Below are 18,541 nucleotides of genomic sequence, written 5' to 3' on the forward strand. Positions count from 1 at the left end.
GAACGCTTGACAAGTCGCCCTGGAGTAAGCCCGTGAACTGCGACTTTACCTGGCGCATTACCTTAAAAAGCGCTTATGTGTCCGTGGGTAGGTCGCGATAAACTTGCGCCGGGTTACCCACCGCAATTACATTGGCCGGCAGGTTGCGTGTTACCACCGAACCTGTCCCGACGACAGTGTTATCTCCAATCGTCACGCCGGGTAGCACCAGGACATTCGCGCCCAGCCGCACCTTGTTGCCAATAGTGATGGGGGTACCGCCTTCCCAGCCTTCGCGGCGGGGTGTGGCTTTCAGGGGGGCAGCACCTCGCGTATTGTAATGCGTCATGTGCTCGGCGCTGCTTCGTTGCGTCGCCTCACCGCGTTTTCATGAGGCGCCATCCGGGATGGCCACCGCTGTTCCCGGAATGTGAACTTGCCCACAATCCGCAGCGTTCTTAGCTGGCGAGCATTCCGGCAATCTGGAAGCTAAGGGGTCTGTTCGGGATAAGGGATAGTCTGGACGGTGTGGTTTCCATTGGTGTCTTGGAAGGTGAGAACCAGGGTGCGAGAGGTAGCATCGAAACGACAGGCTACGCAGTAGCCGCCGTTTGGTAGGTCAGCGACCTGTTGCCAGATTCCGTCTTGGGGGCGAGCCAGAATGTTGTGATTAGCTGGTCCGGCCTTGTCGATAACTACTACCGCATAGTTGGTGTTTTCTATGGTGCAGGCCGGTGGATAGTCCGCGACCTTTAGCTCATGGTTGGTTGCTGTCAGCAGGTTCCCGAAGGGGTCGAGCCGGTCTACGTAATAACGCAATAGCAGGCTCTCGCGGTACACCCGTACGAAGCCATCGTTGGGATCCCAGGGGCTGGTGTACTCGCAAACGTGCCCTGTCGGGCAAATATCGGCGGCCTGGGGTTCTCTAGCGTGGAAAGCGTATTCGATTAACGCCGCGAACGCGGCCAGGCACAAAAATACCAGCAGTGTCACTCCAGCCAGAACGGAAATAATTTTCAGCCATACGCGGCGAAATCTCACGGCGAGGTGAAACGCCGTTATAACTATTCCCAGCAGCGCCAGCAGTGGCAACCCCAAAATCACCAGCAGCAAGCCATCATGAACCCGCCAATTGAACCCAGCGGACTGGGGGAATATCGCCTGCACCTGGGTCATGGCTAACACGGCCAGTCCCCATAGCACCCCCGCTGCTATCGGGGAAATCCAAAAAATCCCCCGAACGTTAAACCAGCCAATCCGCTTTGCTTGCCACCCGCTAGGAGCCTTTCCGGTGCCGCCTATTGTCTCAGTCTCACTGGCCTCAGTTTCACCGGATGCTGCCTTGCCTGTTGCCGTTACCGCACTCGCTGCTGCCCCGGCTTCCGCGATTGAATCGAAGGGTTGTGTCTGTTCCACTGTGCAATTCTATGTGTAGTGCGTTAGGGGTGGCTTCGTTGCGTATTGGTTTCGTCAGGTTCATGAGGTGTCATCCGGGATTTTCAGCTAAGGTTTCAGGCGGCTCGCCGTTTGAAACTCGCGCGTTCGCAGTTGTATTCCACTCTTTGATTGCGTTTGGGCAGTGGCAATGATCTGGAAGTGCCTGGAAATCTGGTGGGTGGATTTTGAGGAGTCAGCGCCTCATGAACACCAGGGATTACTGTGCAGTCGCCCAACAGGCCACCGCACACGCACCCGCAACGTTCAGGGAATCCACCCCGTGAGCCATCTCAATGCGCACCACGTAATCAGCCTTAGCCACAGTGGAACGTTTCAACCCGTCCCGTTCCGCCCCGGCCACCAACGCGACCTTTCGGGTCGAATCACCGGCCAGTTTCCGGGCATAATCACGCAGGTCAACGGCATCGTCGCGCAAGGCCAAGGCCGCAAGCTCGAATCCCGCCGCGTGAAACAAATCCGCATCCGGCCAGCGCTTCAGCCGCGTCCACGGCACTTGAAAAATCGTCCCCATAGACACCCGCACCGCCCGGCGATACAACGGATCGGCACACGAAGGCGTGACCAGAATCGCGTCGTAGTTACAGGCTGCCGCCGAACGCACTGCCGCTCCCACATTCGTGTGATCCACCAGGTCCTCTAGCACCAAGACCCGCCGCGACTGCGCCAGAATCGCTGCGGGGTCGGGCAGCGCCGGGCGCTCCATCGAAGCAATCGCCCCGCGATGCAGATGGAACCCCACGAGTTGTTCCAACACGGCTTCCGTGGCGACAAACACCGGTATCGGCCCGCCCTCCGGGTCGCCGTGGGTGCATGAGGTGCTAGCCAAAACCGGAGCCAAGATTTCCAACCAATGCGGGGTAACCAACAGGGATCGTGGCCGGTATCCCGCGCGCAACACCCGCATAATGACCTCGTTTGATTCCGCCAAAAACAGGCCATGTTCCGCCTCGAAGCTGCGGCGCAGATTCACGTCCTTGAGGTTCGTATAGTCGCCCAGGAGTTCGGGGTATTCCGAGAGGTTTTCGAGGGGAATCAGCACGGTTAAATTGTCGTTAAAATTTCGGGATTTGCCAAGTTGTGCAAGGTCGCCCGGAGTTTTGTGGGTTTTCCACAGGGACATGAAAAGACGGCTTATTCACAGGGTAAAAATCTGTCGGGTGCCTGGTGGCGGGGTTTAGAAAACAATGGAAAGCAGTTGGGATGATTTTAGTTCAGAAAGGAAAACCGATGACCACACCAGTATTAGAGGCCTTGGAAGGCTTGAAGAAACACCGTTTCGAGGCACCTTTGCATCATGAAGTTACTTGTGATTGTGAGCGTTGCCTGATGGCGCGCACGATCGTATTGAATAACTTGGGCGAGTTGATTGGCCTGGAGCACCACGAAGACGGCATCTATGGTTCACGTGGCTGGTCGGTGCTCAGCGGCGTGGCTTCGCTGACTTTGCAGTACTCCGACTGGGGCTGGATGGATATGGTGACGGAATTCCCAGGAGTGAAACCGGAGCAAATGATTGACTATCTGCCCTATGACGGTGGCGATGCCTGGTTGGCTGCAAAACTGCTGGCACGTCTGCCGGAGACGGCCTTGGCTGACCGGCAAAACTACGGGCCGAGTCTGGACTATGTTTTGAGGCTTACGGCTGAACATTCCGGTGAAGTCCTTTTTGGTGGCTACCTGATTGGCCCGCAGCGTTTCGACGAAAGAATCAGCAGTGACGCGATTTATGTCACCCCGAAAGTCTTGGGATTGGATGGGGAAAACCCGGACGAAGCCGCTGTCTATAAGGCGTTGGATAACTTGAATCTGGATGCCCTGGAGGCTCCGGACGAGATTTCCCCGTATTACAGTGACCAGACCTACTGGCGTTTCTGGTGGGACTGATTGCGACTGGCGCTATGCGCCGGACGGGGTTGGGACGGTTCCGGGTATGCCAAAAATGAGGCTAGCACCTCATGAATGAGCCGCAGAAGCGAGCTGTCGGTTTAACCGCGCCGCCCACCCTGGTCCTTCATAGATGAAAGCGGAAAGCCCTTCGACCAGGTTCGCCCCCGCGTCTAGCATCGCCTGGGCATCGGCGGCGGTAGTGATACCCCCCACCCCGATAATGGTCTTCTTTGGGGACAGGTGCTTGCGCAGTAAGGTCACGACTTCCAAGGCGCGCTCACGTAGGGGTTCCCCGGAAACTCCGCCCCGTCCCAAGTCGTGCTGGATGGTGGTGTTCGTGGCGACCACCCCCGCGAGATTGCTCTGTTCGGCGAGTTTCGCGACCGCCACGATATCGTCGTTGGCTAAATCTGGGGCGATTTTCACGAACACCGGCAACTGCGCCAGATTTTGTTCAGTCAGTTCAGTCTGCACGGCTTGGATAATCGGCTCTAGCGAGGACACGGCTTGAAGGTCACGCAACCCCGGTGTGTTCGGCGAGGACACGTTTATTACCAAGAAATCCACCAGCTTGGCCAGGCTGCGGGTGACTTTGCGATAGTCGCTGGGGGCTTTCTCGGGTGGGGTGACTTTGTTTTTCCCAATGTTTGCCCCGATAATCAGGGAATCGCCGTAATGGGCACGCAACCGGCGCAGTCGTCGCGCGGCCTCGCGGGCACCTTCATTATTGAAGCCCATCGCATTGCGCAAGGCGCGCTCGGCGGGCATCCGCCACAGGCGGGGACGCTCATTGCCAGGTTGTGCCAGGGGAGTGATGGTGCCGATTTCGACGAAACCGAAACCGAGGGCATCCCACATGGGTACGGCGCGGGCTTCCTTGTCCATCCCGGCGGCCAGGCCGAGTGGCCCGAAAGTTTTTCGCCCGCTAGAGTCTAGTGGCCAGGTGAAGTGTTTTTCGGGTCGTTTCATGAGGTGCGAGACGAAACGGCGCACCACGGGGAATCTCCCGGCTAGCTCTAAACAATCAATGGCACGCAGGTGTACCCACTCCGGATCGAGGTGCACCAGGACATGGCGGAAAAAGAACTTGTACACGCCTCTACCTTACCAACTGAAACCGTGAGATTGAGCATCAAGGTGCATCCGACCAGGGAGTTTGTGAATACCTTACTTTTGGGATACGTTTTGAAACTATTTTGACCTAGAGATTATGTTAAATTTATACGTAACGTAGCAGAACACGGTCGGGAAGCAGAACTAAATGAGTTCTCTTTTGACCTGTGATGCCGCGCGTTGAAATGCCATTAAACTCGAGGAACTATCATGGGCGACCAGGACTGTGTGATTCGCGTGATTTTCGCCGATGACGACGCTGTCTATTTGCGTGGAATGACGGATTTGTTGAATCGGCTGAAAAACATTGAAATCGTAGGGCAGGCTAGCGATGGTGACGAGGCCATGCGTCTAATTGAAACCATTGACCACGATGTAGTGCTGTTGGATGTAACTATGCCGAGTATGGGGGGTATCGAGGTTACGAAGTCTGCCCTAGAGCTCAATCCGGATGAGAAAATCTTGATGCTGACAGCTTTTGAAAGACCTGACATGCTTAGACAGTCCTTGGCAGCTGGGGCTAGAGGCTTTCTGACTAAAGAAACTGATTTCCGCGAGATTGGAGCGGCCATCCAGCGGGTTTTTCGGGGTGGTAAAATATTAGACGAAAAACCGCTATCTCTAGTTATGGATTACTTTGTTTCCGCTAATCCTGAGAACGGTGACCAGGAATTGAAGGCTAAAATTGAGGCTCTCCCGGAGCATTTGCGTATTATCGTTAATTTGATAGGTGAGGCTCGCAGTAACAAAGAAATAGCCAAGGATACTGGTCTTTCTCTTCACACCGTTACTACTTATATAAAAAGAATTTTGAAGAAACTTAATATACGTCGTGGCCAGCTCACTTTAGAGATGATTCGCCTCGGTATGAATAACACAGCATCTCAGCAAGATAGTGGAACAGGAATGAATTAAGTTGCCGATTGTATTACTAATCTGTGGTGGAATAATTATGACCGTTTATTTATTAATGCCAGTTAACGGGCTCTTCGCTTTTAAGGGTGTAGTTGGTTTCTGAAGTCACCGGCTCCTAGTAGGCGGCTACAGCTGTCAATTAGCTGTTCTTTTTGGAATAAAAGTCTGGGTTGGTTCGCATTTAAGAAAATGCGAACCAACCCAATTATTGAAAGCTAAATATCCCTGCTTCTGTCCGATAACTCATCGTAGAGTCTCTTTAGCATCTGCTGACTTTCAATTAATTCAGTTGTACCGGGCTTGCCATTGTGTTCAAACCAGGATTTGAGCATGCTGAAATCTTTCAATCCCAATTCGCCACTGATTATACCCTGTTCTTTTGAAATCGACACTGTAGTTGCAAGCATCCCTACCTGGCCTATTCCCATATCTGACCCTTCAGCTGTTTCAATGATTTTAACCTCATTTGCTGTTAGCTGAGATAATCTTTGTACCTTGCGAGGATCGTCCGTTAACGTTAATATTCCATTTGGAAGCAAAACACCGTCTCTCATTTTGTACGCTGCATTAAGAGCTAAGCCAGGCCCTTTTAAATCAGATATTTTGTCTACAATCTGATTACGATTACGAACATCTCTTTCTAGATGTTTGCGTTCTTCGGTAGAAATTAAGCCGCGTTCCTCCAGCTTCTTTAGCATGTAGGTTACATCAACCTTTTTCCCTGGGATTGCAAACTTCTTGGCAGTGTTTGTGTTGCTGTTTACACTCTCAAATCCGTACTGTTGCATAGATTTGAGACTAGGCGTAATGCCCGTCGTGGTTGAGCGAAATGAGTCTACTCGTATCACATAGACCTCCTTTATTCGTAGAACACATTAATGGACTGTTTTGAAATTATGGTTACGGGAAACACCGGTTGGTTTCGACTGTCAGGAATACCCCACTTGAAGTAGAAGGAAGTTGCTGCTGGGTAGCCAGCAAAATCGTAAACGTCTCCGTTTGCGCTCGCTCCGTACACTATATTTGTTATATCGGCACAGTGGTACTCCGAATACCCAACAGGGCATAGGCCAGCCGCAAGGCCTTGTCCAACCCTAGGTGGATTAGTTATGGTTGCGCGGACATTTATTCGTGTAATTTTTCCTGTCAAGTTTGTTGTCCATGGGGTTAGCTGTTTTGAGTCGTAGTATTGCTGTGTTCGGTAAATGCTCGGGCCACCAGTTACTTCGTCCATCCAGGCACCGTCTCCCGCTGCCCAAGAGCTTGCAATCCCTCCTGAGACGAGCAGTAGTACTGCAGCAGCGGCTCCGAGATGATTTCTGCGATTCTTTTCATCGTTGATACCTCTTTCGGTTTAGTTCGTGGCCACCCTGACCACAACTACAACGCTAGGCGGTACAACAGAGTGTGTAAATACCCCAAAAATTGGACGCAGCCGACATGTACCTGCTCTACACCTCCTTCTCCTATAGCATGACAATTTCAGGACTAATTACGGGTTAATAACCGAATTATGTGTCTTATTTTGGGGTTTTTGTCTGGTATTGCAACGTAAAGTTGGGGTTGGTTAGCTTTTTAGGCTTATTTCGCAACCATGCTTGACATTTCCCAGAAACGTGCTAGGTGTTGCGGTGTGCTTGGTGTATGACCCTGTCGCTTCGAAGATTATTTCAGCGTTAGACCGCTATATCGGAGCGTGGCGGCAGTCTATGACTGACAAGACGGGTGAAGCCGTTGACCTGGCACACCTAGCAGCAACCAGTCTGGGCTAAAAGGATTAACCCTTGACAAGAAAAACGACGAAGGAAACTGGGAATCCGTAGGTAATAGCTGTAACCGCGATGATTTGTGCTGCGACGGAGATGCCATCTTAATCGGGCAGACACTCGAAAACGGCGCAGATAACAACCCACACCTACTCTCACAAACCCTGCGTGAATACTACAATAATTCTACCCTAATGAGTGGTAGATTTAGGCGAATTGCGGAAAGCATAGGAGCAAAGAACAAGAATGATGCTGCGCAGAAATTCCATACCATCATGACTAACCTGCCAGGAGGTATTATTCGACCAGTTCTCTCTGGAAATGTGCCGGAAGAGATTATCGAAGCTGCTTGTGGAGAGTTGGCTGCTTTCATTTACTAGTAGCTGCCGCATCTTGTTCTGGTTGGGCTACGTGCTTTCGTTTTATAAACTTAAGCATGTAGCCCAACCAAAATATAGCAGCATGAATACCTAAGAATGGGTATTCAGTGAAAATATTGAATCTAAATTCTGAGAACGCAGATTCTAAAGAACCAAAAAAAATCCAAGGAGCTATAATTTGGTTGGCTGATATCACTAGATAGCAAAGTGCAGGCAGTAAGGTGACAGCAAAAATCGGTTTAACCGGCTGCTGGTTACGCAACACGATAAGAGCGATTGCGGGAACAATAAGAAATAGTGGAAAAAACAATAATAAAGCAAAAATTCCCGCACCTCTATATATTGATAACAGCATGAACAGCATGGAAACCAGCAGAACCAGTCCAAATATTCCGGCATGTTCAAAGCTTCGTACAACACCATCAATACGTTTAATTTTGCGTTCAAGCTTGTTATCAGATTTCATATTTCCACTCAACTCTTTCAAAGTTGTCGAAACAACTTTAATTATATATACCTCGCTGTGTTTAGTCAAATTATTGTAACTTGCTAAGTTTAGGGGCTCTTCACATTTGAGGGTGTTTTAGGGGTTTGGGGTTGGCCGCAAGTTGTTGACGGGTTGGTTGTTTAGGCTGCCTGTTTCCAGGCGGTTTGACTCATCTTGAGTTCGTATTCCACGGGTGGCATCATGCCGATACTGGAATGCAGTCGTTTACGGTTGTAAAACCCTTCAATCCAGCCCGAAACCCTTTCATAGACCTCCTCTCTTGTCCTGAAAGCATGCCGGTAGTAGTACTCGATTTTCAATGTTGACCAAAACGATTCAGCCATCGCGTTATCTCAACACACCCCGGTGCGTCCCATCGAGAGAGTCAACCCGGCTTTCTTGGCATATTCACCTAGTTCCCTAGACGTGAACTGGCATCCCCTATCAGCATGCAACACCAGCCCTGCGGGTTTACGTCCCCGACACGTATACGCCATATTTAAAGCCTGCCTCACCAGGTCAGTCACCTGGCTCACCCCCATGGCATAGCCGATAACACGCTTAGTGTGAGCGTCACGCACCGCCACGAGATACACCCAGCCCTGACCACTTCGCAGATACGTGAAATCCGTAATCCACACCTTGTCGAGAGAGCCTTTATCCCACTGCCTGTTGCATGAATCCTCATACACGCATTCCCCCACATCCTTAGAACGCGGATGCCGGAACATACGCGAACTCACCGCACGCAGCCCCTGACGGCGCAGTGAGGCCGCCACAGTCTTCTTACCCACAAGGGATACCATTACGAGCCAAAACCGCCGTCAAACGCGGAGCGCCGTGCGTCTGGTCGTACTGGTTGAAAAACCAAACCACACTCATATCGAAAGAAAACCGCCTACCGTTACGTTCTTGGCGAACCCCACGCCGGGAACGCCACACATAATAGCCTGCCCGAGTAACCTTCAACACGCGAGCCATCAAAGCAATCGGGTAATTCGCCTTCTCCACGTCCATCAACTCGAAACACTCTCGAATCGAGCTTGGAAGCATCGATGGCGCTGGCTTTTTCCAAGAACTCATTCTCCATCCTCAGCCTAGCCACTTCACGACGCAGCGCAGCGTTTTCCTTAGCCCACTGCGTGGAAGTCATCGCTCCTTTGCTTTCCGCCTCCCGGCGCTCCCGCTCTAGTTTCACCCAGCGGCCAAACAGGCTCTCTCCCACGTTCAAATCACGCGCTACCTGGGCAATCGTCTCACCACGCTCAATCACCAGCGAGGCAGCATCACGCCGAAACTCCGGCGTATATCTTTTCCTTGCAGACATAGTTCACAATCTCTCCAGCCGAGCAAAACCCGACAAACTAAGTGCCAACAAAACAAGGGTAACCCCATACCGTTAAAGACTTGTTGATGTCCTATTTTGGGGATATTTACAGGTTCTTCATGCTTCTCTATGATAGAAACTGGTGGCTAGACAACCACTGGCAACAAAGTAGATGCAATAAGCACGGATGTAACGTGAGGAATCGGTAATAATGTGAGTTACGGAATTGCATCTTCCGAGATGTGCCAAACCAAGGTAACGAAAAGGAGCTACAATATGAGCAAGAAGAAAATATTCATTATAGCAGCTATAGAACTCTGTGCAAAATTAGTTATGCCACCAACCATAGCTAGAGAGGAGTGAGGCTATGAAGAACATTTCGTCTTATAAGGTAGCTGGTGCCATATCCATAGCGACTTGTATAATAGGGTTATGTACGGCAGCGTATTTTAATGCATCTCCACGTGATGTGCCAACAGTTGATTCTCAGAACTTGCAAGTTCTTGCAAAGGCTGAGGAAACTTTGAATGAATCTCTTCGCAAAGCTAAGCTTCAAATGAAGCAGGAACTGGAGGAAATAAAGCGTGAATATACTCTTCCACCAGAAGGAACTTTTGAAGCAAAGCATTCGTTCAAAGAACTTCAAGATCAGCTTCAACAAGTTCAAGCCCAGAAAACAGAGCGTACTGCGAACCAGAACAAGTTTGAGGTACAAGAAGTTTGGTATGAACCTGGATACTTTAAATCCGATGCGCTGGTGCAATGGCAATGTGCCTGGCTTAAGAGCGCGGTTCAAAACCAAGAAGCAGGAAAATCTGATGAAGTGCAGAAAGCTACCCAGACACTCCTGGGATTCAAAGAAAGCAAGGACATAAAAATGTTTCCTGACTATGACCGATTCCTGGAAGATAACGTTACTCCGCTGCAAGCGGGAAACACCGCCCCCGCAAGGGAATTTCTTAACTCGGGATATTCGTGTGTTGCGCAAAATCAGCTCAAGTAAGAACAGTCTAGACCCAATGGGGTGGGGTGTAGGAAACTTCCTGCACCCCACCATTGACTAGAGTTATTAGAGTGATTATTCTCAGATGAATTATTAGAATTTAATCGAAGCTAAACCTTCATTCTTTTCGCTCATATTTGGTTGCCAAATGGAAGAACTATCATGTATTTCGTTCGAATTCAGCACCTCATATAATCGTTTAATCCTTTCCTTCATGAGCGTTGGTTCTTCTAATCCGTCTTGTGAATTTAAATTGAGAATAAATTTCATCACCGAAAAATGTTTAAGGCTTAGCTCCCCTTGAATTATGCCAGATTCCCTGCACTTAGCCAACTGTCTGAGGTGAAAGGTTCCACACCCCGAGGAGTAGTCGCAACCAAGAATTCTTTCTACAGCGGAAACATCCTTCCTAGATAGCATAGATAGCTTTCTAATGCCCTCCTTATCATCAGGATCTACCATAATGCCATTGCTAAGCAATACCCCTTCTGCCATATTACTAGCACTCGCAGATTCGTCACCTGGTCCGTATTTCCGGTATATCTCCTCAGCTAGTTCTTTTTTAGAACGTACTGTCTCTCTCAGCTTCTTGCTCTCTTCCTCTGTTATTATGTTATGTTCCTGCAACTTTTGGTACATGTAATCGATTGATACTTTACGCCCGAGTCGCACCTCTTGTTTTTTATCTAAATCTACTTTGCTTGAAAACTGCTGAATTAGCTTTTCTTGGGTAAATCCCTTTGAACGTAACAGCTGGACTTCGCCTGTTTTCGCTCCCACAGAGTTAGAGAAATCTCCGATTTTTAGCATACGTGTTTCACTCATAGAAAACTACCATCTGTTGTCTGTTTACCACCATGTTTGGTGAAACCAAGTTATCCGCCGAGTCGGCAATGCCCCATACAAAGAAAAATGAGGTTGATGCAGGCAAATTGCTCAGCCCAAAGTCTTTCAACGTTACTGAACCTACAGCTGCTGCCCCGTATATTTTATCCGTTATATCAGCACAGTAACGCTCAGAATATCCAACAGGGCAAATCCCACCAAATACCTGCTTTCCTGCCGGTACATTCGCAAATGTTGCGTTAAAAGTAATCATTTTCACTTTTCCGGAAGGAGCAGGGGAAGGTGGCGCAAAAATTGGAGAACCGTAATAATTCATTGTACGTACTATTGCAGGTGTGTTGCTTGCCTGCCCTTGCCAAGAACTCTCCGCAGACGCTGTAGTGACACCGACAGATAGCGTCAAAAGAAGTGCCGCTGTCACACCGGACATCAGCTTAAGAATTCGTGCTTTCATGATTTTTTCCTCCGATTCGTTCTGAGTGGCGATGTCTCTGCCGTCAGCTTCACTCTAGGAGATAACTAAACCTATGAAAATGTCCCAAAAATCAGACATCTGCAAACATGCTGGTAACAGCATATTTAAGTTTTCTAGCGTCATCTCTGTCTCGACATATCACACAGATTTGAAGATGGCACCTCATGATTTGCGCCGGCAACGTGTCACCTGGGGGCGGGGCTGGCGCCAGCGACGCGGCATCACCAAACGTGAGAAGGCATACCAACGCAAGCCCCGGGGAATCTTTTCCTCGCCCAACTTAGCCGCCGCCAAAGTACGCGCCCGACGGGCAAGGACAATTCCCTCGCCACAACCCACAATCAAGAACGCATAGGACGCAATCATCGACCAGGTATTCACCTGGAAAGCCAGTGCCTGCATCTTGTTTTGGGTCAAAATCGACACGGCAATAATTCCACCGAACATGGCCAACAGCACCGCAAACATCATCCACTCGGAAAAGGTGTAACGCCCATCCACATAGTCGCGCACGAAACGCCTGGCGGCACCGCGGTGCATCAAGGGCAGTAAATCCTCCCGCCCGGTACGCATGCCTTCCTCTTCCAACGCCATACGGCGACGGGATTCCTCGCGGGCACGTTCCTTGGCGGCCTTTTTGTCCCCACCCACAATCGGGCGGTAATTCCTGGCCTCCTGGGCTTTACGCGACGGAGTCGGACCTTTCTTTTGGCGGGAAACTTTCGGCACCCCACCGCCCGCCGTCGACTTGGAACTGGCGGGGTCGGCTTCGCTTGCTGGCTTCTTTTTGAATAGACTCATGATAACTCGATTATTCCACAACTTGGGAGAGGCCTGAAACCCTTTCCCCAAAGGAGGCTCAGCCACATGGACGAAAAAACATTGCGAGATAAAATCAACGCTGATTTCCCGAAAATCGTGGATTTCCTAAAGGAACTGGTGACAATCCCGGCAATCTCTGCCTTGCCGCAACACGAGGCGGACATGGTGAAAAGTGCCGAATTCATCGTTGGGAGACTGGCGAAAGCCGGATTTGAAGCCAAAATCACCACGGTGCAAGACCCCAAAACCGGGCGCACTTCTCGCCCCGCGATTATTGGCGAGAAACCCGGGCCGGCGGGGGCACCAACCGTGCTGCTCTATGCCCACCACGACGTGATGCCGGCCGATGGCCAATCCGGGTGGAACACCAGTCCTTTCGTGCCAGTGGAAAAGGACGGGCGACTCTATGGGCGTGGTGCCAGCGACGATGGGGCGGGAATCGCGGTTCATCTGGCGACCTTGCGAGCTTGGGGTGAAAACCTGCCGGTGACGGTGAAATTGTTCATAGAGGGGGAAGAGGAAGTCGGTTCCCCGACCTTCCACGCTTTCCTTGAAAAGCACCGGGATTTCATGGAATCTGACGTGATTATAGTGACGGATTCTTCGAACTGGGATGCCCAGACCCCAGCCTTAACTACTGGCTTGCGGGGGGTGCTAATTGTGGATGTGACGGTGCGCACTTTGACCCACGCGGTGCATTCTGGCCAGTTCGGAGGGGTCGTCTTGGATGCTTTGACATCCTTGTGTCGCCTGATAGCGACTTTGCACACCGATACCGGGGTGGTGGCGGTGCCTGGATTGGTGCGCGACTTATCGGCTGATGTGGATTACCCCGAGGCGGATTTGCGTGAGCAACTCGGCGCGGTCGACGGGTTGAAGCTGATTGGCGAGGGCGATTTGACTGCCCGCCTGTGGACGCAACCCACGGTAACAGTAATTGGGATCGATTGTCCTGACGTGGAACATTCTGGGAATGTCTTGTTGCCCGAGGCTACCGCCAGGATTTCGATGCGGATAGCTCCGGGAGAAAATCCGCAACAAGCTGGGGCGGCGCTGACGGATTATCTCCAGGCTCACGTGCCTTTCGGGGCGGAAGTTACAGTTAACGTGCGGGAATACGGGCCGGCTTACGCCGCTGATTTGGAAGCGCCCGCGATGAAACTGATGCAAGGAGCGCTTACTGACGCTTTTGACCAGTCGGCAGTACACATCGGAGTGGGGGGCTCGATTCCGTTCATCGCCACTTTCCAGGAGCTGTTCCCTCATGCCCAGATTTTGGTTACGGGGGTGGAAGACCCGTTGTCACAGGCGCATTCTGAGAATGAGTCCCAGGATTTGGCGGCACTTCAGGCTGCAGCCTTAGCCGAGACGCTATTTTTGGGGCGGCTGGCGGCGGCGGGTTTGCGTTGATAATTCAGGTTTTCGCCGTACCAGCGGTGGCCTCGTGGTTTGACGGGTTCATGAGGGGCTGGCTGAAATCAGCGCCTCATGACATCCTAACCATGCAAACCATAGCCGTACCTGGCAGCGTTGCCGTACCCGGCGTACCAGTCTTACCCCCGCGACACCTGAAACTTGATTCTGGAGCTGAGCAGGTCGTGGTTTTCACTCCCGAAATTACCGGTGAACCTGGGGTGGGGGATTTGACCAGCCTAGTAGTTTCGAAAGTCTGGCGTCACGGAATTCAACCGGTGGTGGCTCTTGCCATGGACACGCCACTGTCGCGTCGGCAACTGGCTGAATCCGGATTATCTGGCGTGTATTTGTTAGCAGAACAGCCCAATCGTAGCCTCGAAGATTGGGGTAAAATTTTGGGACAAACCTGGCATCATGACTGAATATACCCTAGTTTTGAAAGGCAGAGCGGCTTTCAACTAAACTCGGGGAACCGGTTGCTTTCGAGCCGAATTCAGCCAGTTTACAGGTTTTATTTCGGCTTTAGACTGTGCCGGCAGCGAACAAAACACTTGCGGGTAATGCAAGGCAAACCAAACCAGGCTAAACTGAAAACTGAAGTGAATCTGAATGAAGGGAAATTTATGAGCGAAACCGCAACCTTGACCCACGAAGTTAACCTGACCGAAGCGGCGGTGGCAAAAATCCGGGCACTGCTGGAACAGGAAGGCCGCGATGACCTGAACCTGCGTATTGGAGTGGCACCGGGGGGCTGTTCCGGGCTGATTTACCAGCTCGAGTTCGACGATGTCATTGAGGAAGACGATGCGGTGCGGGATTTTGATGGGGTGAAACTGGTGGTAGACCGGATGAGCGTTCCGTACCTCGCCGGAGCCTCGATTGATTTCCAGGATACTTTGGCGCAGCAGGGCTTTGTGATTGACAACCCGAATGCGGCTAATACCTGTTCTTGTGGAGGGTCTTTTCACTAAGAGCTATCTTGGAAGTAACTCAGGGAAGAAAAGCTAGGGCGAGCTGCGCCGAAATTGCGGTACTTCTTGAGAGTTACCCTGTAGAATGGAAAAGATTTTAAGAGTTGCAACAATTTAGGGAGTATCGTGTTTCGAAAAATCGCAGTTCTGTTGGCTTCCGCTACCATTGTTTTCACGCTTTCCGCTTGTGGAAAGGCAACTGGAGATGGTCTTCCTACGGTGTCTTCCCCAAACTTTGGTACCGTCCCGGAGATAAATTTCCCCAGTAACAAGCCACCTCAATCCATCTTGACCAAGGTTTTGGACGAAGGTGACGGTAAAGGTCAAACTGTTGGGGATTCTGACTTTGTCTTGGTGGATTACTATGGCAAAGTGTGGGGTGGAGCGCAGCTACCTGACTCGACTATCGCGGGTTCTGGCGAACCACGAGGTTTCTCGCTGACTGACCCACCGATTAAGGGATGGATGGCCTTGCGTGGAGCGAAAGTGGGACAGCGGCTCATGCTGATAATGCCTCCCACTGATGCCTATGGTGATCTTGGTAGTGAATCTATTGGGGTAAAGAAGGGCGACACTTTGACCTACGTGGCTGATATTCGCCTTGCAGTGTCCCCGGATGCGGGCAGTCAGTTCCAAGTTACCCCGACTAATGAAGCCTTGCCGCAAGGAGTCAGCGTGAACGCTTCAGAAAACGGCGATTTCGGGGTAGATGCCAGCGCTGCGGGGGAATACCCCACGAAACAAAATGCTACCGTCTATGCTCAAGGAAACGGTGAAAACGTCAAACCGGGACAGTCCGTGGTAGTGAAACAAATCAGCGCGGACTGGGGCAAGGCTACCGCTCCTGGGGATTGGGGCAACGCAAAGATGTACGCTATCGAGGCAGGTTCCATCAAAGCCGAAGGCTTGCCCTTGGGAAGTATGATTTTGGTCGTGTATCCGGCTACTTCTTCCAGCGAGCCGCGGGCGGCATTGCTGCAGATTTTGGCTTCATATGACACCAAACGCTAAAGATTTAGGGAGTGGATTTTATGCGAGTCTCAAAGAAATTCCTGGCAGTATTGGCGCTGATTCCTTTGATTGCAGGGGTGAGTGCGTGTTCTAAGGCCGATAAAGAATCTAATGCTCCGTTGGCAAAGCCTAAGGCTTGCGTCAAGACAATTACCCCGGCTTCATCCGGGGAAGTCCCTGAAGTCAAACCCGCCGAAAATGCTCCCGTCCCGGAGGCAACGGCCGGCAAAGATTTTGGCCAGGAACCGACCATAGCCCCGGGTAGTGGGGCACCGTCCAATGATTTTATTCGCAGTATCCTGATTAAAGGCAGTGGTTCCGAGGTATCTGCCAATGCGGATGTGGTGGTGAACTACGTGGGGCAAACTTGGGACGGGAAAGTCTTTGACAGTTCCTGGAAGCGTGGCAAAACCGCTACTTTCAACCTGCGTGAAGTGGTGCAAGGTTGGCGTTGGGGATTAGCGGGAGCGCATGTGGGCGATCGGGTCGAGCTGGTTATTCCTCCCAAGCTTGGCTACGGGGAACTCACCCCTGAGGAACAAGCCCAGAAGGCAGCGGGCAAGGGGATTGCTGGCAAGCCCAAGCTGGCCGGTGACACCTTGGTTTTTGTAGTTGATATTGTGTTCTCTCCACCAGTTTTGAACGAACCCCAGTTGGCGGCCTACACCCAGGTACTTTCGAAGTCTAAACCTACTGACGCGAAATTGCCCGATGGCCTTAAGATTTACTGCCAACCTGGTGAGGAACCTCAACCTGCATATGTCGAGGGAGCCAAGATTCCCTCCCAGCCTGTTACTGTGTGGACAATGGAAGGACAGGGGCGCACCATCGAAGCCGGTGATCAAGTAGGATACGTGCTGGTCTATGGGTCATGGGGTGATGCCCCCCAATCCACCTGGACGAATGGCAGTTCGGTGACTTGGGTAAAAGCTGAAGATGCCAAGGCTGTGGGCAAGAAAGTAGGCTCCCGTGTGGTTTTGGTTGGACCACCAAACGAAGCGGCTAAACGCGGCGTGGTTCAGATTGTTGATATTGTCGATGCAATTAGCCTCTCGGAGAAAGGCAACACGCCCGCGAAATAACCTAGGGTGGGGTTTTTGCTCCTAAGACAGGCCAGGCTAGAATGAATTTAGCAATATGAAGGAGTTGCCTATGGATGCGAAGACTAAACCCGATGCGGCCGAAATTATGCTTTTCAGCAGTGATTTGCACACGCGTGAAACTATTATGGACGCAGCCGGAATCAGTGGAGCCTTTGGCTTGCCGCCGATTAACTGGCTAGAAGTAGCCACCGCGAAGGCCGCGAAGTTGAGCTTCGAAGAAAACCGTTTCGCGGCGTTGGTCTTGGATGCGGAGACCACCCAGGAAGGCGGGGAATCTCTGTCTCGCTGGTTACATGACCATCATGATAAAGTTCCTCCGGTTATTATGCTGGTGGCGCGACCCCAAGACGAGTGGCTAGCTCGCTGGTCGGGAGCAGCGCAGTGTATTCAGGCGCCGTTCCACGCCGACACTGTAGTTGATGCCATCCAGAAAGTGCTTGCACCCGCGCACTAATGGAAGATTGTGCGAACTATTTCTTGATAATCAGGAGGTACAAGCTCCATAACAAAATCAGGAGACACACACAGGCTATGACAGCAGAAAAAGCGGGGCGTGCAAAGCCCAGTACGCACAGACCCATTAGGCTGATGACCAGCAGAACCCATCCTCTCACTGTGGAGGGACGTAAATGGGGCAGAGGGGGATCAGGCTGAACGAAACCCTCGGTATCTTCTGCCGGAGACCAGTCGCGAGGTCCCACGCCACCGAGTTCCGGGGTTGCCAAGGCTAGTTCCTCGAACCGGCGTTCAATTTCATCATCGTCGGGAACATCATCCCGGTGGCCTTTCTTAAACAAAGACATAATGCCCAAGCTATACAGAAATTACTAATCAGGCAAGCGGAGGTTCAAAATGTACAGGTTTGCAAAGTTTGTAGCGGGCCCGTTGCTGCATTTACTGTTTCAACCGTGGATTCGCGGTGGGGAAAACATCCCGGACGAGGGGCCGGCTATTCTCGCGTCCAACCATCTAGCCGTTATAGACTCCATTTTTTTGCCACTCATGACCAAACGTGAGATTACCTTCGTCGGTAAATCTGATTATTTCACCGGTACCGGCTTCAAAGGCTGGATGGTGAAACACTTCATGCAATCCGTGGGAGTGATTCCTATGGATCGTTCGGGGGGACGAGCCTCCCAGGCCGCCCTGGATAAAGGCCTGGAGGTACTTAAGCGGGGAGATTTATTTGGAATCTATCCCGAGGGAACCCGCTCCCCGGATGGACGACTCTATCGTGGTAAAACTGGGATTGCCCGGCTGGCCTTGGAATCTGGGGCACCAATTATTCCGGTGGCGATGGTGGGGACGAATAAATCTCAGCCCATTGGCAAGCGTCTGCCACGTCCGGAACGAATCGGGGTTATTGTTGGTAAACCCCTGGATTTTTCCCGCTATATTGGGATGGAGAATGATCGTTTCGCATTGCGTTCCATCACTGATGAGGTCATGTATGCGCTGATGTTGCTGTCAGGACAGGAATACGTTGATGAATACGCCGCGAACGTAAAGAAAAAGCTTGAAGAAGCCAAAAAGGCTTCCAAGGATGCCTCTTAAAAATAGGCTTGAAAACCCGAAAAACACT

The 18,541-nt window shown here is 51.4% G+C and carries 24 protein-coding genes and 1 pseudogene; 12 read left to right on the top strand and 13 right to left on the bottom strand.

Translation table 11 applies throughout. The features are described from left to right. Window positions 1–73 precede the first annotated feature (73 nt). The 3 genes from F4555_RS03800 to F4555_RS03810 all read right to left on the bottom strand — a co-directional run bounded on the left by F4555_RS03800 (window position 74) and on the right by F4555_RS03810 (window position 2,557). Window positions 74–328 carry a DapH/DapD/GlmU-related protein gene (locus tag F4555_RS03800; protein ID WP_004016891.1) on the bottom strand — a complete coding sequence of 85 codons (255 nt, stop codon included), beginning with the start codon at window positions 326–328 and terminating at the stop codon, window positions 74–76. A gap of 140 nt (window positions 329–468) precedes the next feature. Beyond that, on the bottom strand, window positions 469–1,395 hold the full coding sequence (locus F4555_RS03805) for a hypothetical protein (RefSeq protein WP_115326068.1): 927 nt from the start codon (window positions 1,393–1,395) through the stop codon (window positions 469–471). A 238-nt stretch (window positions 1,396–1,633) separates the two neighbouring features. Beyond that, window positions 1,634–2,557, bottom strand: a complete 924-nt coding sequence (locus tag F4555_RS03810; protein ID WP_004017925.1) for a TrmH family RNA methyltransferase — start codon at window positions 2,555–2,557, stop codon at window positions 1,634–1,636. Between the two features lie 107 nt (window positions 2,558–2,664). Between F4555_RS03810 and F4555_RS03815 the strand changes: the two genes are divergently transcribed. Next, window positions 2,665–3,321, top strand: a complete 657-nt coding sequence (locus tag F4555_RS03815; RefSeq protein ID WP_248613687.1) for a hypothetical protein — start codon at window positions 2,665–2,667, stop codon at window positions 3,319–3,321. 69 nt (window positions 3,322–3,390) lie between these two features. Here the strand turns inward: F4555_RS03815 and F4555_RS03820 are convergent, their stop codons facing one another. After that, complete coding sequence (locus F4555_RS03820) at window positions 3,391–4,419, bottom strand: quinone-dependent dihydroorotate dehydrogenase (protein WP_115326067.1); 1,029 nt, start codon at window positions 4,417–4,419, stop codon at window positions 3,391–3,393. A 228-nt stretch (window positions 4,420–4,647) separates the two neighbouring features. Here F4555_RS03820 and F4555_RS03825 point away from each other — a divergent pair, with 228 nt between their 5' ends. Next, window positions 4,648–5,352 carry a response regulator transcription factor gene (locus F4555_RS03825; protein ID WP_115326066.1) on the top strand — a complete coding sequence of 235 codons (705 nt, stop codon included), beginning with the start codon at window positions 4,648–4,650 and terminating at the stop codon, window positions 5,350–5,352. Between the two features lie 215 nt (window positions 5,353–5,567). Here F4555_RS03825 and F4555_RS03830 read toward each other — a convergent pair whose 3' ends face one another. Beyond that, entirely contained in the window at window positions 5,568–6,140 is a 573-nt protein-coding gene (locus tag F4555_RS03830) for a hypothetical protein (RefSeq protein WP_004012502.1), read from the bottom strand. Window positions 6,141–6,950: 810 nt separating this feature from the next. Here F4555_RS03830 and F4555_RS03835 point away from each other — a divergent pair. Together F4555_RS03835 and F4555_RS11640 are read left to right on the top strand one after the other, a co-directional pair. Beyond that, entirely contained in the window at window positions 6,951–7,124 is a 174-nt protein-coding gene (locus F4555_RS03835; RefSeq protein WP_184076195.1) for a hypothetical protein, read from the top strand. Window positions 7,125–7,198: 74 nt separating this feature from the next. Further along, window positions 7,199–7,498 carry a hypothetical protein gene (locus F4555_RS11640; protein WP_487362596.1) on the top strand — a complete coding sequence of 100 codons (300 nt, stop codon included), beginning with the start codon at window positions 7,199–7,201 and terminating at the stop codon, window positions 7,496–7,498. Here the strand turns inward: F4555_RS11640 and F4555_RS03845 are convergent. The 4 genes from F4555_RS03845 to F4555_RS03860 form a co-directional block, all read right to left on the bottom strand. Continuing rightward, entirely contained in the window at window positions 7,488–7,964 is a 477-nt protein-coding gene (locus F4555_RS03845; RefSeq protein ID WP_115326065.1) for a hypothetical protein, read from the bottom strand. The genes F4555_RS11640 and F4555_RS03845 overlap by 11 nt on opposite strands. A 161-nt stretch (window positions 7,965–8,125) precedes the next feature. Beyond that, the gene (locus F4555_RS03850) at window positions 8,126–8,329 is read right to left on the bottom strand and encodes an integrase core domain-containing protein (RefSeq protein ID WP_115326064.1); all 204 of its coding nucleotides are present in this window, start codon (window positions 8,327–8,329) and stop codon (window positions 8,126–8,128) included. A gap of 9 nt (window positions 8,330–8,338) precedes the next feature. Further along, entirely contained in the window at window positions 8,339–8,779 is a 441-nt protein-coding gene (locus F4555_RS03855; protein ID WP_160151215.1) for a DDE-type integrase/transposase/recombinase, read from the bottom strand. A 110-nt stretch (window positions 8,780–8,889) separates the two neighbouring features. Next, the gene (locus tag F4555_RS03860) at window positions 8,890–9,312 is read right to left on the bottom strand and encodes a transposase (protein WP_115326062.1); all 423 of its coding nucleotides are present in this window, start codon (window positions 9,310–9,312) and stop codon (window positions 8,890–8,892) included. A 367-nt stretch (window positions 9,313–9,679) separates the two neighbouring features. On the opposite strand from F4555_RS03860, the gene F4555_RS03865 reads away from it, so the two are divergent. Next, entirely contained in the window at window positions 9,680–10,315 is a 636-nt protein-coding gene (locus F4555_RS03865; protein ID WP_255312908.1) for a hypothetical protein, read from the top strand. 93 nt (window positions 10,316–10,408) lie between these two features. Here F4555_RS03865 and F4555_RS03870 read toward each other — a convergent pair whose 3' ends face one another. The 3 genes from F4555_RS03870 to F4555_RS03880 all read right to left on the bottom strand — a co-directional run bounded on the left by F4555_RS03870 (window position 10,409) and on the right by F4555_RS03880 (window position 12,437). After that, window positions 10,409–11,140 (bottom strand): hypothetical protein, encoded by a 732-nt coding sequence (locus F4555_RS03870; RefSeq protein WP_231282793.1) that lies wholly within the window; start codon window positions 11,138–11,140, stop codon window positions 10,409–10,411. After that, a complete protein-coding gene (locus F4555_RS03875; protein ID WP_039886085.1) occupies window positions 11,133–11,615 on the bottom strand; it encodes a hypothetical protein in 483 nt (160 codons plus the stop codon). The genes F4555_RS03870 and F4555_RS03875 overlap by 8 nt, the downstream gene beginning before the upstream one ends. Window positions 11,616–11,798: 183 nt before the next feature. Further along, window positions 11,799–12,437: a DUF3043 domain-containing protein gene (locus tag F4555_RS03880; RefSeq protein ID WP_004014928.1), complete on the bottom strand. Its 639-nt coding sequence runs from the start codon at window positions 12,435–12,437 to the stop codon at window positions 11,799–11,801. A gap of 66 nt (window positions 12,438–12,503) precedes the next feature. Between F4555_RS03880 and F4555_RS03885 the strand changes: the two genes are divergently transcribed. The 6 genes from F4555_RS03885 (at window position 12,504) to F4555_RS03910 (ending at window position 17,413) form a co-directional block, all read left to right on the top strand. Next, window positions 12,504–13,868, top strand: coding sequence for a M20/M25/M40 family metallo-hydrolase (locus tag F4555_RS03885; RefSeq protein WP_004012495.1), 1,365 nt, complete (start codon window positions 12,504–12,506; stop codon window positions 13,866–13,868). Further along, on the top strand, window positions 13,865–14,296 hold the full coding sequence (locus tag F4555_RS03890; protein ID WP_004012494.1) for a hypothetical protein: 432 nt from the start codon (window positions 13,865–13,867) through the stop codon (window positions 14,294–14,296). Before F4555_RS03885 ends, F4555_RS03890 begins: the two co-directional genes overlap by 4 nt. 201 nt (window positions 14,297–14,497) lie before the next feature. Then, entirely contained in the window at window positions 14,498–14,845 is a 348-nt protein-coding gene (erpA, locus tag F4555_RS03895) for an iron-sulfur cluster insertion protein ErpA (RefSeq protein ID WP_036342453.1), read from the top strand. A 126-nt stretch (window positions 14,846–14,971) separates the two neighbouring features. Continuing rightward, window positions 14,972–15,856 (top strand): FKBP-type peptidyl-prolyl cis-trans isomerase, encoded by an 885-nt coding sequence (locus tag F4555_RS03900; protein WP_004012492.1) that lies wholly within the window; start codon window positions 14,972–14,974, stop codon window positions 15,854–15,856. A 20-nt stretch (window positions 15,857–15,876) separates the two neighbouring features. Next, a complete protein-coding gene (locus F4555_RS03905) occupies window positions 15,877–16,938 on the top strand; it encodes an FKBP-type peptidyl-prolyl cis-trans isomerase (protein WP_004012491.1) in 1,062 nt (353 codons plus the stop codon). A gap of 70 nt (window positions 16,939–17,008) precedes the next feature. Continuing rightward, window positions 17,009–17,413, top strand: coding sequence for a DNA-binding transcriptional response regulator (locus tag F4555_RS03910; protein ID WP_004014933.1), 405 nt, complete (start codon window positions 17,009–17,011; stop codon window positions 17,411–17,413). A 16-nt stretch (window positions 17,414–17,429) separates the two neighbouring features. Here the strand turns inward: F4555_RS03910 and F4555_RS03915 are convergent, their stop codons facing one another. Beyond that, window positions 17,430–17,762, bottom strand: a complete 333-nt coding sequence (locus tag F4555_RS03915) for a hypothetical protein (protein WP_004012489.1) — start codon at window positions 17,760–17,762, stop codon at window positions 17,430–17,432. 49 nt (window positions 17,763–17,811) lie between these two features. On the opposite strand from F4555_RS03915, the pseudogene F4555_RS03920 reads away from it, so the two are divergent. Beyond that, a pseudogene (locus tag F4555_RS03920) lies at window positions 17,812–18,504 on the top strand (lysophospholipid acyltransferase family protein); the annotation flags it as partial. Window positions 18,505–18,541 lie beyond the last annotated feature (37 nt).

It is taken from the genome of Mobiluncus mulieris (genome assembly GCF_014204735.1).
GTDB classification, from domain to species: Bacteria; Actinomycetota; Actinomycetes; order Actinomycetales; family Actinomycetaceae; genus Mobiluncus; species Mobiluncus mulieris.